The sequence below is a fragment of the Acidobacteriota bacterium genome (assembly GCA_020853395.1).
In the GTDB taxonomy this organism is placed as follows: domain Bacteria; phylum Acidobacteriota; class Vicinamibacteria; order Vicinamibacterales; family SCN-69-37; genus JADYYY01.
The window spans coordinates 348,258-361,432 of record JADYYY010000002.1; the positions used below are offsets into that span (position 1 = coordinate 348,258).

Below are 13,175 nucleotides of genomic sequence, written 5' to 3' on the forward strand. Positions count from 1 at the left end.
AGCCCCGCAGCGCCGCGCGTCGGACGCGGAACGGGCCGACCGCTACACGCCGGTCAACGTGTGCCCGAGCTTGTCCTTCTTCGTCTTGAGGTACCGGCGCGAGAACTCGTTGGACGGCGGGATCTCGATCGGCAACGTCTGCACCACCGAGAGGCCGTAGCCCTCGAGCCCGACGAACTTCCGCGGATTGTTCGTCAACAGGCGCATCGTGCGCACCCCGAGGTCCCGGAGGATCTGCGCGCCGATCCCGTAGTCGCGCTGGTCGGCCTTGAAGCCGAGCCGCTCGTTGGCCTCGACCGTGTCGAGCCCCTGGTCCTGCAGCTCGTACGCGCGGAGCTTGTTGGCGAGGCCGATGCCCCGCCCCTCCTGATGGAGGTACAGCAGCACGCCCCGCCCCTCGGCGGCGATCCGCTTCATCGCCGCGTGCAGTTGGGGCCCGCAGTCGCAGCGCAGCGATCCGAAGACGTCCCCTGTCAGACACTTGGAGTGGACGCGGACCATGACGTCATCGCCGTCGGCGATATCGCCCCGGACGAGCGCGACGTGCGACTCGCCGTCGATCGCGCTCTCATAGCCGTAGACGGTGAACGGGCCGTAATCGGTGGGCAGTTGCGCGACCGCCACGCGACGCACCTGGCGCTCGGTCCTGATCCGGTATCGGATCAGATCGGCGATCGTGATCATCGGCAGGCCGTGCTTGCGGCCGAACTTGGTCAGCTCGGGCACGCGCGCCATCGTGCCGTCGTCGTTCATGATTTCGCAGATGACGCCGGCAGGTTCGAGGCCGGCGATGCGCGCGAGGTCGACGGCCGCCTCGGTGTGGCCGCTGCGCACGAGCACGCCGCCGGCGCGCGCGCGCAGCGGGAAGACGTGCCCGGGCCTGGCCAGATCGCGCGAGGTCGTCTCGGGCGCGATCGCGGCCTGGATCGTCCGCGCGCGATCGGCCGCCGAGATGCCGGTGCTCGTGCCTTCACGCGCGTCGATCGAGACGCAGAACGCCGTATCGCGCCGCGTGGAGTGCGCGGCGGCTTCGAGCGGGATCTCGAGCTGGTCGAGCCGTTCGCCCGGCATCGCCAGACAGATCAGCCCGCGCCCGAACCTCGCCATGAAGTTGACGGCCTCCGGCGTGACCTTGGAGGCCGCCATCGTCAGATCCCCCTCGTTCTCGCGATCCTCGTCGTCGACGACGATGATGATCTGGCCGTTGCGGAGGGCGTCGATCGCCGCGTCCACGGTGGCGAACGAGGCGCGGCGCGGGCGGCGGGCGAGTTTCAACGGGGTGCTCATCGGGGAGGCTCCATGGCGAGCACGCCGGCGGCCGCCGGCGTCGCGGTGCTCAGCAGCCGCGCGACGTACTTGCCGAGCACGTCGGCTTCGAGATTGACGACGTCACCACGGCTCGCCTGCTGCAAGGCGGTGTGAGTGAACGTGAACGGCACGATCTGGATGCCGATGGCCGACGACGTCAGCGTCGCGATCGTGAGGCTGATCCCGTCGACAGCGATCGAACCTCTGGGGATCACGTAGGGCTGCAGCGGCGCCGGGACGTCGATGTCGAGCCAGAAGCCGTCGCCGTCGGGCCTGAGCGCGGCAATCCGGCCGGTGGCGTCGACGTGGCCGAGCACGAAGTGCCCTCCGAGGCGCGCGTCCGCTCGCAGCGGCCGCTCCAGGTTGACCAGCCGGCCCGCAGTCAACCGATCGAGCGACGTGACTTCGAGCGTCTGCCGCGATACGTCAGCGCAGAACCCCGCGTCGTCCACGTCGGTCGCGGTGAGACAGACGCCGTTCACGGCGATGCTGTCGCCGGGACGCAGGTCCGCTGCGAGCGCGGTCGCAATCCGCAGCCTGCGGCCGCGCGACGTGCCGTCGCTGCGCTCGACCCGTCCAATCGCTTCAATCAGTCCCGTGAACATCCGTTTCCACCAGCAGGTCGGGCCCGAGACGGCGGGAACGCGACGCGGGAAGGTCCGGCAGTCCGTTCGGCACGCCATGGTCGAGGACAACGGGCGTCCTGACGACCTGCACTCGATCGACGAGCCCCGCCTGCCACAGAGCACGATGCAAACGAGGGCCGCCTTCGACCAGGAGCGACACGACGTCGCGCGCCGCGAGACGCCCGAGCACGGTCCCGAGATCGACCGTGTCGAAGGGCTCGACCGTCACACCGGCCGAGGACAGCCGGCGAAAGTGGTCCGGCCGGCTGGCGACGGTTCGGGTGCTCACCACCATTATGACCGGCCCTGCATCCAGCGTGGCGAAGACACGGGCCGTCTCCGGCACGCGGCCGCGCCAATCGACGATCACCCGCGTCAGCGGTCGGGATCTGTAGGCCTCGCGCGCCGTCAGCACTGGATCGTCGACGAGCACCGTCCCGGCACCGACCGCGATGGCGTCCAGAGCCGCGCGCTGGCGCTGAAGGTAACGGTCGGCCTCCCGGCTCGTGAGCCCGATGCGGCGATCCGTCCGGCCGACGAACCCGTCGGCGGACACCGCTACCTTCGCGATGACGAAGGGCCGATGTGCGGTGACCCAGGTGGCGAACGGCGCGTGCTCTCGCGTGGCCTCGTCCGCGCCAGGTCCGATCGACACGTCGACACCGTGGGCGCGCAGATACTCGAATCCGGCGCCGCGAACCCTGGGATTGGGATCGGCGATCGCCGCCACGACGCGCCGGATGCCCGCGGCGACGATCCGCGCGACGCATGGCCCCGTCCGTCCGGTGTGCGAGCACGGCTCGAGCGTGCAATAGAGCGTGGCGCCCGCGGCGGCGCCACCGGCACGCGCCAATGCGACGATCTCCGCGTGTGGCCCACCGGCCGGCTTCGTCGTGCCCTGGCCGACGACGATGCCCTCTGGGGAGACGATCACGGCGCCGACGTTGGGATTCGGCGTGGTCCGGCCGCGGCCGCGCTCGCCCAGCAAGAGCGCGCGCTCCATGAAGATCGCGTCGGCCGGCGCGATCACCACGTCTCGCTGAACAGCGCCTCCACGTACGCGGCCGCATCGAACGGCGCGAGATCGTCGATCCCCTCGCCCACGCCGACGTACCGGATCGGCAGCTTCAACTCGTGCGCGATCGCGATCGCGACGCCGCCCTTGGCGGTGCCGTCGAGCTTGGTCAACACGATCCCGGTGGCGCCGCTCGCCGCCTGGAACTCACGGGCCTGCACGAGCCCGTTCTGCCCGACGGTGGCATCGAGCACGAGGAGCACCTCGTGCGGTGCGCCGGGCAGCTCGCGGCCGACCACCCGCCGAATCTTGTCCAGCTCGGCCATCAGATTGGATCGCGTGTGGAGGCGGCCGGCGGTATCGACCAAGAGCACGTCGATGCCCCGCGCCTTGGCCGCCGTCACCGCGTCGAACGTGACGGCCGCCGGATCGGCGCCGGCCTGGGCGCGGATGAGACCGACGCCCGCGCGCTCCGTCCAGATCGCCAACTGCTCCACCGCCGCGGCCCTGAACGTGTCGGCCGCGCAGACCATCACCGACTGGCCGCGGTTCTTGTAGTAGTTCGCGAGCTTGCCGATGCTGGTCGTCTTGCCCGTACCGTTGACGCCGACGACGAGGACGACGTGCGGGCGCGCGTTCGCGTCTGGCGTCTGCGGCACATCGGAGAGCATGCGCAGGATCACGCGTTGCACGCGGTCGCGCACGGCGCCGCTTCGATCGCGCTTCACCTCGTCGACGATCCGTTCGGTCGCAGGCAGTCCGACGTCCGCGATCAGCAGCGCGTCTTCGAGCGCCTCGATCGTGTCGATCTCGGCCGGCCGGCCGCGCGAGGGCGTCCCGCGCGCCGGCGCCGCGGCTGTGCCGGCCTCCTCGGCCGGCCCGAGGCGTTCCCTGATCTGCTGCGCGGTCTTCGCGAGACCGGCGCGAATGCGCGACAGAAACGACGCCATCAGGCGGCTCCGTCCCGTTCGCCGCGCTGGCGACGGAGCATGAGGCGGCCGACGGCGTCCATCGCCGTCTGCCGGCCGGCGAGCACCTCCGCCATCTCGCACGCGATGGGCAGTTCCACCCCGCGCCGCTCGGCCAACGCCAGCGCGGCGGCCGTCGTGTTCACCCCTTCGGCCACCATCCGGGTGCTCGCGAGAATCTCGGCGAGCGGCCGGCCGCAGCCGAGCTCGACGCCCACGTGGCGATTCCGGCTGAGCGCCCCGGTGCACGTGAGGACGAGGTCGCCGAGGCCGCTCAGCCCCGCGAGCGTCTCGCGGCGCGCGCCCATGGCGCACGCCAGCCGCGAGATCTCGGCAAGCCCGCGCGTGACGAGCGCGGCGAGCGCGTTGTGCCCGAGCGCCGCCGACTCGACGACGCCGGCCGCAATCGCGATGATGTTCTTCAGCGCCGCTCCCACCTCCACGCCCGTGACGTCGTCCGATCCGTAGAGCCTGAAGTACGAACTTCGAAACTCCTCCTGCACGGCGCCGACGGCGTCCGCGTCGGTCGAGGCGGCCACGAGCGCGGTCGGAAGACCGCGCGCGACCTCGGACGCGAAGCTCGGTCCCGAAAGAACGACGACGGGGTGCCGGCCGGCTGTCTCCTCGGCGACCACGTCGGACATCCGCTCGAACGTCTCGGGCTCGAGTCCCTTGACCGCGCTGACGAGGACGGCGCCGTTCGGAATGGCCGGAGCCGCCGACCGGACGACCGCGCGCAGGCCGTGCGACGGCACGGCGAAGATCACGAACCGCGCGCCGGCGAGCGCGCGTGCGAGGTCCGCGTCCGGACGGAGCGTGTCGGGAAAGCTGACGTCAGGTAAGTAGGTCGGGTTCGCCCGGCGCGACGCCATCTCGGCGACCAGGTGCGGATCGCGTCCCCAGAGACGCACGTCGTAGCCCGACGTGCCCAGGTGCACGGCGAGCGCGCTTCCCCAACTGCCGGCGCCCACCACCGTCGCGCGATGGCTCGAGTCCAAAGGCATGCTGCCCCATTCTAGACCCCGCTCGTTTCAGGCCTGCTGGAGCGACTGCCGCACCATCTCGAGCGCGGCCGACGTCGCGTGGCGACGAATGGCGTCACGATCGCCGGGAAAGGCGTGAGTCCTCGCGAGCGGATCGCCGCCGGCCGACGTGGCCAGGGCGACGACGACGGTGCCGACCGGTTTCTCGGCGGTGCCACCCGCCGGGCCGGCGACGCCGGTGATTGCCACGCCGACGTCCACGCCGAGCGCCGCGATCACGCCGCTGGCCATCGCGCGCGCCACCGGCTCGCTCACGGCACCATGCGCGTCGATGAGCGTACGCGGCACGCCGAGCTGCGCAACCTTGACGTCGTTGGCGTAGGCCACGATGCCGCCGACGACCCAGGCCGAGCTGCCCGGCACCTCTGTCAACCGTCCCAGGAGCGTGCCGCCGGTGCACGACTCGGCAGCGCCGATACGCCACCCGCGGCGCCGGAGCGCCTCGCCGACCACCGCTTCGAGCGTCCGGCCGTCGGTGCTGAAGACACACGGTCCGAGTGCGGCGACGAGCGCGGCGACGCCCTCGTCGAGGCGGCGACCGAGCCGATCGACGTCTGCGCCCGCGGCCGAGAGATTCAACTCGATCTGCCCCGGCGTCGCGAGAATGGTCGTCGTGATCTCGACCTCTTCGTCTCCGAGCGCCGAGTAGATCGGATGCGTGATCTCCTCCACTTGTGACTCGGACCGGCCTGTCGTCTTGATCGCGCGGCGCAGCACGCGGCGTCCGCCCGTCCGCTGCTCGAGCCACGACCGCAGCTCGGCCTCGAACATCGGCTTCAGCTCGCGGGGCGGTCCTGGAAGGAGCACGACCAGCCGATCGTCTGCGTCGAGCAGCAGCCCCGGTGCGGTGCCGTTCGGATTCGGAAGCACGCGCGCACCGCGCGGCACCTGTGCCTGCCGGCGGTTGATCTCGGGCATGCGGACCCCGCGCCGATCGAACCGCGCGCGGATAGCGGCGAGGATGGCCGCGTCTTCGTCGAGCGGCCGGCCGAGCACCTCTGCGACCGCCTCTTTCGTGACGTCGTCGGCGGTCGGTCCCAGGCCGCCCGTCGTGATGACGAGATCGACCCTGGCGAGCGCCCCCCGGAGGATCGTCGCCAGCTCGGCGCGATCGTCGCGGACGATCGCTTTCGCACGAACCTCGATCCCGAGCTCGTTGAGCTGGCCGGTCAGGAACAGCGAGTTGGTGTCGATGCGGTGCGGCGTCAGCATCTCGGTGCCGACCGCGATGATCTCCGCCGTGCGGACGAGCGCCATCACGCGACCCCGAGGGCCAGGTACGAGACGCCCCGCAGCAGCACCCACCCGAGCGCACCAGCGGCCAGGTCGTCGGCCATGATCCCCCACCCGCCGGGCAGCGCTTCCAGGCGGCGCACCGGCCACGGTTTGACGATGTCGAACAGTCGGAAGACGAGGAATCCCAGGATGGCTCCGGCGGCGCCGACGCCGAGCAGCAGCACGGTCACCAGTTGCCCGGCGACTTCGTCGATGACGACCTGGCCGGGATCCTTTCGCCGGAAGTGCAGCGCCGCGCGGCTGGCCGCCCACACGCCTGCCGCGCAGACGACGATCACGAGCGTCACCTGGGCGGGCGCGCTCCAGTGTCGAGTGAACCAGTAGAGAGCGATGCCGACCGCGGATCCAGCGGTGCCGGGCGCGACGGGGACGAAGCCTGCGCCGCCGGCGGTCGCGATCAGGACCGCCAGCCGCGTCATGCGCGCACGACGCGCGTGTGCGTCAGCCGATCGTGCAGCGCGCGTTCGTCGCCGATCAGCGCCGGGATGAAACCCACTCCGAAGAGCAGGACCGACGGCAACGTCAGCACCGCCCGGAAGGCAGCCTGCCTCGTGCTCACCGCCGAGACCGTGTCTTCCTCCTCGCTCACCACGCGGATGCCGAACGCCATCTTTCCGAGCGTCTGCCCGCCGAACGCGGTGAACATCAAGAGGTATCCCGCGCCCACGAGCAGGAGGAATGCCGCCGTCGGCGCGATCGGCAGCACGGACACGCGCGCAAGGGTCAGATCGCACCATCGCAGCGTGATCCACACGACGGCCGACGCCATCGTGCCGAGCAACAGCGCGTCCACGGCGGCCGCGGCAGCTCGCGCCCCCGCGCCCACCTTCCGTTCACCGGCGATGTCGGCCGAGCCCTCAGCGTACGCGGATCCGGAATCGGCCCGGTGCTCGAGACGCTGCAAGTCTTCGAGCAGATCGCGGTCGAACGGCCCGAGCTTCTTCATCTCGGACGGCGTCGGCGTCGATCGCGGACGCTGCACCGCGTCGGCTGCCTTTCGCCGCACGGCGAGCGGTGGACGAGGATCGTTCGGGACCTTGACGAGCGGCTCCTCGCGCTGGACAGCCGGTTCCGACTCTTTGGCCGTGAGGGCCTTGACGAACAGCGGCAACTCCGTCGTCGGGGCCGGCCTCGGCGGTGTCGGCGCGGCCGGCGGCACGGCGGCCTTGGCGGCCGGCGGAAGTGCGGCGCCGCTCACGGCTCGATCGGACGTCGGTTCGTCGAAGGACGGTTGCGCCGATGCCGGCCGAAGGTCGAGGTCGGCGAATGGTCCGTCGCCGGCCTCCGGGGCGCGAATCAACACGTCCGACTGCTCTTCGGCCAGCGAGAAACTGAAGCCGCAGTTGCGGCAGCGCGGCTCCGGTTCAAAGCTCAGGTAGTGGCACTTCGGGCATTTCATGGGCGTCGTGATTCGGCGGAGTCGTCGCCACGTCCGGTGGCGAGCAGCAACTGCTGGATCTCGGTCCTCAGCCGGTCTGCATCCGGCCGGGCGGGGCCATCGGCGTCGACGCGGTCGAGCGCGCGCAACGCGTCGGCCAGCCGCCCCCGCGAGTACAGGGTCCGCGCACGCACGAGCGCGACGTCCGACGTGGAAAGCACCGGCAGGGCCGCCGGCCTCGTCGCCGCCGCGAGCGGCAGGGTCGCGGACTCGTTCGCGAACCATCCCCGCGCGCGCGACACGGCCAGCCATCCCAGCACCAGCACGCCGGCGCCCGCCGCGATCATCGCGGCGGCGGCGGCACGCGACGGCCGCCGGCGGACCGGCACCGCGTCCACGACCGCGAGCCGAGGCCGATCGGCCGGAGGCCGCGCGCGCTCCATCCGCTCGAGCCGCGCGCGAAGCTCGGCGGCGCGGTCGTCGTCGCCGGCGGCGGCGACCGCGCGATCGAGCAGATCCCGCGCCGCAACGGTCTTCCCTTCCGCAAGCAGATCCTGCGACGCCTGGATCATCTCGTCCGCTCGCCGCTGCCGCTCGGCCACCGCCGTACGCGCGCGATCGATGTAGGCACGGGCTCGCGCGTGCGATCGGTCCAGGAACAGCACGCGCGTCCAGAGATGGATGGCGTCTTCGTAGCGGCCCGCGATGTACTGATCCAGGCCCTCGACGAGCAGTGCCTCGGTCCGGCTGTCGCGGTCGGCAGCCTCGACGAAGGGCGACTCGAGGCGACGGAGATCGGGCATGCGCAGTGGTGAGCGGATTATACCGGCCCGCGGCCTTCGGTACAAGCCGTCCGCCGCTCGCGCGCGGCCCTGTGGTAGAACTCACGCCGGTGACGTGCGTCGAATCCGTCCCCAACGTCAGCGAGGGTCGCGATCGCGCGGCGATCGAGGCCTGTGCCGACGCGATCCGATCGAGCGGTGCCTGTCTGCTCGACGTCAGCAGCGACGCGACCCACCATCGAAGCGTCTTCTCGTTCGCCGGCAGCCCGGCGCAGGTGGCCGCCGCCGTGCTGGCCCTCTTCGACACCGCGGTGGCCGCGATCGATCTCCGTCGCCACACCGGGGCGCACCCGCGAGTCGGTGCCGTGGATGTCGTGCCGTTCGTCCCCATTGCCGGCGTCACGATGGCCGAGTGCGTGACGCTCGCGCGCGACGTGGCGAGAACGGTCGCGGCGCGCCATGACCTGCCGGTGTTTCTCTACGAGGCCGCCGCCTCGACGCCGGCTCGGCGCGATCTCGCCGAGATCAGACGAGGCGGGCTCGATGGTGTCGCGACGCGGCTCGGCGATCCCGCGTGGGCGCCAGACTTCGGTCCGGCCCGGCTGCATCCCTCCGCCGGCGCCGCGGTCATCGGCGCACGCGCACCGCTCATCGCGTTCAACGTGCAGCTCGCGTCGCGAGACGTCGGCGTCGCACGGCGCATCGCGCGGGCGATCCGGACGAGCTCCGGCGGGCTGCCCGCGCTGAAGGCGATGGCCGTGGATCTGCCGACGCTCGGGCTGGTGCAAGTCTCGATGAACCTCACCGACTTCATGCGGACGTCGATCGTCGACGCCTTCGACGCCGTCGCACGCGAGGCGGCACGCGCGGGCGTTCCGATCGTCGACAGCGAGATCGTCGGACTGGCCCCGGCGGCAGCACTGACCGCTGCGGTGGCTGCGCACGTCCGGCTGCGGCACGACGCCGAAACGTTCGTTCTCGAACGCCGGCTCCACGATTGCGGCATCCGCGCCGACAGCCTATCGGCCGCTTCCCGGCCGAACTAGCGCGCGTTCGACATCGGCACGGCGTCCCTGCGAGCCGTCAGGTGCTCGCGTCGTCCTTCTCGCGCGCCGGACCGATGCCGAGGCTTCGCATCTTCTTGTAGAGGTGGCTCCGTTCGAGACCCAGCACGTCGGCCGTCCGCGAGATGTTGCCGTCGAACACCGACAGCGCGCCGAGGATGTAGGCCCGTTCCCAGGCTTCGCGCGCGTCGAACAGCGGCAGGATGCTGGCGGCCGGCTCCGATCGCGCGCGGCCGGCCACTTCGAGGAACGGAAGATCCGCGGCCGCCACGACGTCGCCCGGCACCATGATCATCAGGCGCTCGATCGCGTTGCGCAGCTCGCGGACGTTGCCCGGCCACGCGTACGCGCGGAGCACGTCCACGGCGTCCGGCGAGAACACTTTCGGCCGCCGGCCGTACTCGCGCGAGAACTCCGCCACGAAATGTTCCGCGAGGCGGATGACGTCGTCGCCGCGCTCGCGCAACGGCGGCACGTGGATCGGGATGACGTTGAGCCGGAAGTACAGGTCCTCGCGAAACGTGCCTCGCCGGATCTCGTCGACGAGATCCTTGTTGGTGGCGGCGATCACGCGGACGTCGACGCGCACGCTCGTCTGCCCTCCCACCGGCTCGACCACTTGTTCCTGCAACGCGCGCAGCACCTTGGCCTGCGTCTTCAGGCTCATGTCGCCGACTTCGTCGAGGAAGAGCGTGCCGCCGTTGGCCAGCTCGAACTTGCCCCGCCGATCGGCGACGGCCCCCGTGAACGCACCCCTGGCGTGGCCGAACAGCTCCGATTCGATCAGCTCCTCCGGAATCGCGGCGCAGTTGACCTCCACGAACGGTCCGCCGCGGCGATGGCTGAGGGCGTGAACCTGCCGGGCCACCAGCTCTTTGCCCGTCCCGTTCTCGCCGGAGATCAACACTCGGCCGTTGGACGGCGCCGCCATCGCGATCTCTTCCCGCAGCCGCTGGACGACCCGGCACTCCCCTACGATGGTGTGCCGCCGATCGACCCGCGCCCGGAGCACGAGGTTCTCCACTTCGAGCCGCCGTTGGCGAAGGGCGTTGCGCACCGACAACACGGTCTTCTCGAGCGAGAGCGGTTTCTCGATGAAATCGAACGCTCCGAGCTTCGTCGCCTTGACCGCCGACTCGATGTTCGCGTGGCCGGAGATCATGATCACCTTCGCGTCGACGTGGCGCTCTCGCAGCCGCTCGAGGGTGACGAGCCCGTCCATGCCCGGAAGCCAGATGTCGAGCAGGACCACGTCCACGCTGCGGCGCGCGAGCTCGTCGAGGCAGGCTTCGCCGCTCGCGACGGCGTCCACCGCATATCCTTCGTCGCGCAGCACGCCGCCCAGCGACGCCCGCACGCCCGCTTCGTCGTCGACGATGAGGATGGATGACACCGGAGTCCGCTATGCCTCGGGCAGCTCGATGGTGAACGCCGTGCCGGACGGCTGCGCCGAGCTCACCTCGATGCCGCCGCCGTGCTCGACGACGATGCGGCGGACGATGGCCAGACCGAGCCCGCTGCCGCGGCCCTTCGTCGAGTAGTACGGCATGAACAGTTTGTCACGGTCGGCGGCCGGCACGCCCGGCCCGTTGTCCGCCACGACAAGACGCACGACGCCGTTGCGCGCGTCGTGCGCCGTCGTCAGCGTGATCGCGGGCGGAGCACCGCCCGGCCTCGGCGCGGCGGTCGGCCCACCGAGGGCTTCCATGGCGTTGTCCACGAGGTTGATGACGACCTGCCGGATCTGCTCCGCGTCCATCCTGACGGCCGGCAGCACGGACGCGAGGCGCACGTCCACCCTCAGCGTCCCCTGCTGGAGCACCGCGGCGTACAACGCCAGCGTCTCGCTCACGAGGCGGTTGAGGTCCGCCGGCAGGAGCCTCGGCGTGCGCAGCCTCGCGAACTGGGCGAACTCGTCCACGAGATTCATCAGCACGCCGACCTCCGTGACGATCGCGTCCGTGCACTCGGCGACGAGCGGTCCGGTTGGAGACGGCGCGCCGCTCAGGTGCCGGCGGATGCGTTCCGCGCTGAGCTGGATCGGCGTGAGTGGATTCTTGATCTCGTGCGCGAGACGGCGCGCGACGTCGCGCCATGCCGCGACGCGCTGCGCGCGGATGAGCGGCGTGACGTCGTCGAGCACGATCACCGCGCCTTCCGGGCGGCCGTCGTCGCCGGAGAGCGCGGTGGCGGCCGCCGCGAGATGCACCTCGCGGTCGTCGCGCGCGAGCGTGATTTCCCGTACGGCGCTGCCGCCCTGTTCCCGCACGCCGTCGACGAGCGGCTTGAGCGGCAGCAGGTCCTCGCGATTGAAGACGGTCGACGCGAGCTGGCCGATGCTGGACGGATCGAGACCGAGCAGCCGCTCGGCGGCGCCATTGACGGTGAGGATCCGTCCGACCGCGTCGAGCGAGATGACGCCGGTCGCGACCCGCTCGAGAATCGTCTCGATGTAGCGGCGACGGGCGTCGACTTCGTGGTTCTTCCGCTCCAGCGCGAGCCGCGACTGCTCGATCTTCTCGCGGCTCGTCCGCAGCTCGGCAGCCATCATGTTGAAGGACTCGACGAGCGCGCCGAGCTCGTCGCCGGTTTCCGGCTCGAGCCGCCAGTCGAGCTGGCCGGCGCCGATCGCCCTTGCGCCTTCCGCCAGCAGGTGCACCGGCCGCGTGATCCGCTTGGCGAGGTACAGGCCCAGCCACGTGGCGCTCATGAGGATGAGCAGGCTCACGGCGAGGAAGACCGACTGGTAGATGCCTTGAATCGGCGCCTTCAGGACGCGCAGGCCCTGATAGCTCTCGTACGCGGCGGTCGCGCGCACCGCGTGCGTCCGGATCGCGGGCCCCACGAGCTGCGACACGACGACGATCCCGACGACGCCGTCGCCGTCGAGCACCGGCACGGCCGATCGCAGGAGCGAGCCGCCGGTGTTCAGATCCTCGGTCTGCGTTTCCTCGTGGCCGGACGCCACGGCGCGCGCGGCGAGCCGGTCGGCGGTGGCGTGCACGATGTCGTTCGGAAGCGTCGACTGCGCCGAGAACACGAACGCCACGTCGGCCGCCCGGCCCGGCTCGAGCACGGTGCGGTACACCTCGACCATGCCGTCGCGCAACGTCTTCGGGACGTCTTCGACCGCCGCGCCGATCGCCGCGATGTCGCCGGCCGACAGGGCCGCGGTGGGCAGGCTTCGCGCGAGACGCTGCGCCCGGACCGTGACCTCCTGCTGCCGCTCGTCGTAGTACTGCCGCGCGATCCGCTGCGCCGACTCCAGCACCTCGTCCACCGGCTCGCTGAACCAGCGCGCGGCGCTGTCGCGGATGATCTGGCTGCCGCTGATCAGCACGAGCACTGCCGGCAGGATGCTCATGGCGAGCAGCGCGGCCACGAGCTTGGCGCGAAACCGGCCGAACGGCGCGGCCTGTCGCTGCTCGACCCACAGCTTCAGCAGGCTCCGCGCGAGGACGAACCCGAGCGCGAGCAACAGCACGAGGTCGACGGCGAGCAGCGAGTACAGCAGGACGTCGGTCAGCAGCGGGGCCGCGATCTGGTTCGACTGGCCGGCGAGCCAGAAGAGCGCCGCCAGCACGGCCACGAGCAGCAACCCGGCCAGCAGGAGCAGCCGCGGGCTGTCGAGCCATCGCCGGCGGGCGCCCGCGGGCACGAGATCGGGAGCCGGCGTCGCCCGCAGCGTCATCGCG

General features: G+C 71.2%; 11 protein-coding genes. 1 reads left to right on the forward strand and 10 read right to left on the reverse strand.

The features are described 5' to 3' along the window. Positions 1-42 precede the first annotated feature (42 nt). From IT184_02185 to IT184_02220, 8 genes are read right to left on the reverse strand one after another with little or no spacing between them, the layout of a single operon-like run. Positions 43-1,287 carry a bifunctional 3,4-dihydroxy-2-butanone-4-phosphate synthase/GTP cyclohydrolase II gene (locus tag IT184_02185; protein ID MCC7007601.1) on the reverse strand — a complete coding sequence of 415 codons (1,245 nt, stop codon included), beginning with the start codon at positions 1,285-1,287 and terminating at the stop codon, positions 43-45. After that, complete coding sequence (locus tag IT184_02190) at positions 1,284-1,913, reverse strand: riboflavin synthase (GenBank protein MCC7007602.1); 630 nt, start codon at positions 1,911-1,913, stop codon at positions 1,284-1,286. Before IT184_02190 ends, IT184_02185 begins: the two co-directional genes overlap by 4 nt. After that, a complete protein-coding gene (gene ribD, locus IT184_02195; protein MCC7007603.1) occupies positions 1,894-2,964 on the reverse strand; it encodes a bifunctional diaminohydroxyphosphoribosylaminopyrimidine deaminase/5-amino-6-(5-phosphoribosylamino)uracil reductase RibD in 1,071 nt (356 codons plus the stop codon). Before ribD ends, IT184_02190 begins: the two co-directional genes overlap by 20 nt. Then, entirely contained in the window at positions 2,961-3,899 is a 939-nt protein-coding gene (gene ftsY / locus IT184_02200) for a signal recognition particle-docking protein FtsY (protein MCC7007604.1), read from the reverse strand. The genes ribD and ftsY overlap by 4 nt, the downstream gene beginning before the upstream one ends. Further along, positions 3,899-4,921, reverse strand: a complete 1,023-nt coding sequence (locus IT184_02205) for an NAD(P)-dependent glycerol-3-phosphate dehydrogenase (protein ID MCC7007605.1) — start codon at positions 4,919-4,921, stop codon at positions 3,899-3,901. Before IT184_02205 ends, ftsY begins: the two co-directional genes overlap by 1 nt. A gap of 27 nt (positions 4,922-4,948) precedes the next feature. Continuing rightward, positions 4,949-6,217, reverse strand: coding sequence for a competence/damage-inducible protein A (locus IT184_02210; GenBank protein ID MCC7007606.1), 1,269 nt, complete (start codon positions 6,215-6,217; stop codon positions 4,949-4,951). Further along, positions 6,217-6,675: a phosphatidylglycerophosphatase A gene (locus IT184_02215; GenBank protein MCC7007607.1), complete on the reverse strand. Its 459-nt coding sequence runs from the start codon at positions 6,673-6,675 to the stop codon at positions 6,217-6,219. Before IT184_02215 ends, IT184_02210 begins: the two co-directional genes overlap by 1 nt. Beyond that, entirely contained in the window at positions 6,672-7,655 is a 984-nt protein-coding gene (locus IT184_02220; protein ID MCC7007608.1) for an RDD family protein, read from the reverse strand. Before IT184_02220 ends, IT184_02215 begins: the two co-directional genes overlap by 4 nt. Between IT184_02220 and ftcD the strand changes: the two genes are divergently transcribed. Next, positions 7,654-9,462, forward strand: coding sequence for a glutamate formimidoyltransferase (ftcD, locus tag IT184_02225; GenBank protein MCC7007609.1), 1,809 nt, complete (start codon positions 7,654-7,656; stop codon positions 9,460-9,462). The genes IT184_02220 and ftcD overlap by 2 nt on opposite strands. Positions 9,463-9,499: 37 nt before the next feature. On the opposite strand, the gene IT184_02230 is transcribed toward ftcD, so the two are convergent. Both IT184_02230 and IT184_02235 read right to left on the reverse strand, forming a co-directional pair. Beyond that, positions 9,500-10,873 carry a sigma-54-dependent Fis family transcriptional regulator gene (locus tag IT184_02230; protein MCC7007610.1) on the reverse strand — a complete coding sequence of 458 codons (1,374 nt, stop codon included), beginning with the start codon at positions 10,871-10,873 and terminating at the stop codon, positions 9,500-9,502. A gap of 9 nt (positions 10,874-10,882) precedes the next feature. Beyond that, entirely contained in the window at positions 10,883-13,171 is a 2,289-nt protein-coding gene (locus IT184_02235) for a HAMP domain-containing protein (protein MCC7007611.1), read from the reverse strand. Positions 13,172-13,175: the final 4 nt, after the last annotated feature.

Bases quoted from the DNA above. Each gene is read 5' to 3' on its own strand.
- IT184_02185 (MCC7007601.1), bottom strand. From the start codon at position 1,287: ATGAGCACCCCGTTGAAACTCGCCCGCCGCCCGCGCCGCGCCTCGTTC.
- IT184_02190 (MCC7007602.1), bottom strand. From the start codon at position 1,913: ATGTTCACGGGACTGATTGAAGCGATTGGACGGGTCGAGCGCAGCGAC.
- ftsY (MCC7007604.1), bottom strand. From the start codon at position 3,899: ATGGCGTCGTTTCTGTCGCGCATTCGCGCCGGTCTCGCGAAGACCGCG.
- IT184_02205 (MCC7007605.1), bottom strand. From the start codon at position 4,921: ATGCCTTTGGACTCGAGCCATCGCGCGACGGTGGTGGGCGCCGGCAGT.
- IT184_02210 (MCC7007606.1), bottom strand. From the start codon at position 6,217: ATGGCGCTCGTCCGCACGGCGGAGATCATCGCGGTCGGCACCGAGATG.
- IT184_02215 (MCC7007607.1), bottom strand. From the start codon at position 6,675: ATGACGCGGCTGGCGGTCCTGATCGCGACCGCCGGCGGCGCAGGCTTC.
- ftcD (MCC7007609.1), top strand. From the start codon at position 7,654: ATGGGCGTCGTGATTCGGCGGAGTCGTCGCCACGTCCGGTGGCGAGCA.
- IT184_02220 (MCC7007608.1), bottom strand. From the start codon at position 7,655: ATGAAATGCCCGAAGTGCCACTACCTGAGCTTTGAACCGGAGCCGCGC.
- IT184_02235 (MCC7007611.1), bottom strand. From the start codon at position 13,171: ATGACGCTGCGGGCGACGCCGGCTCCCGATCTCGTGCCCGCGGGCGCC.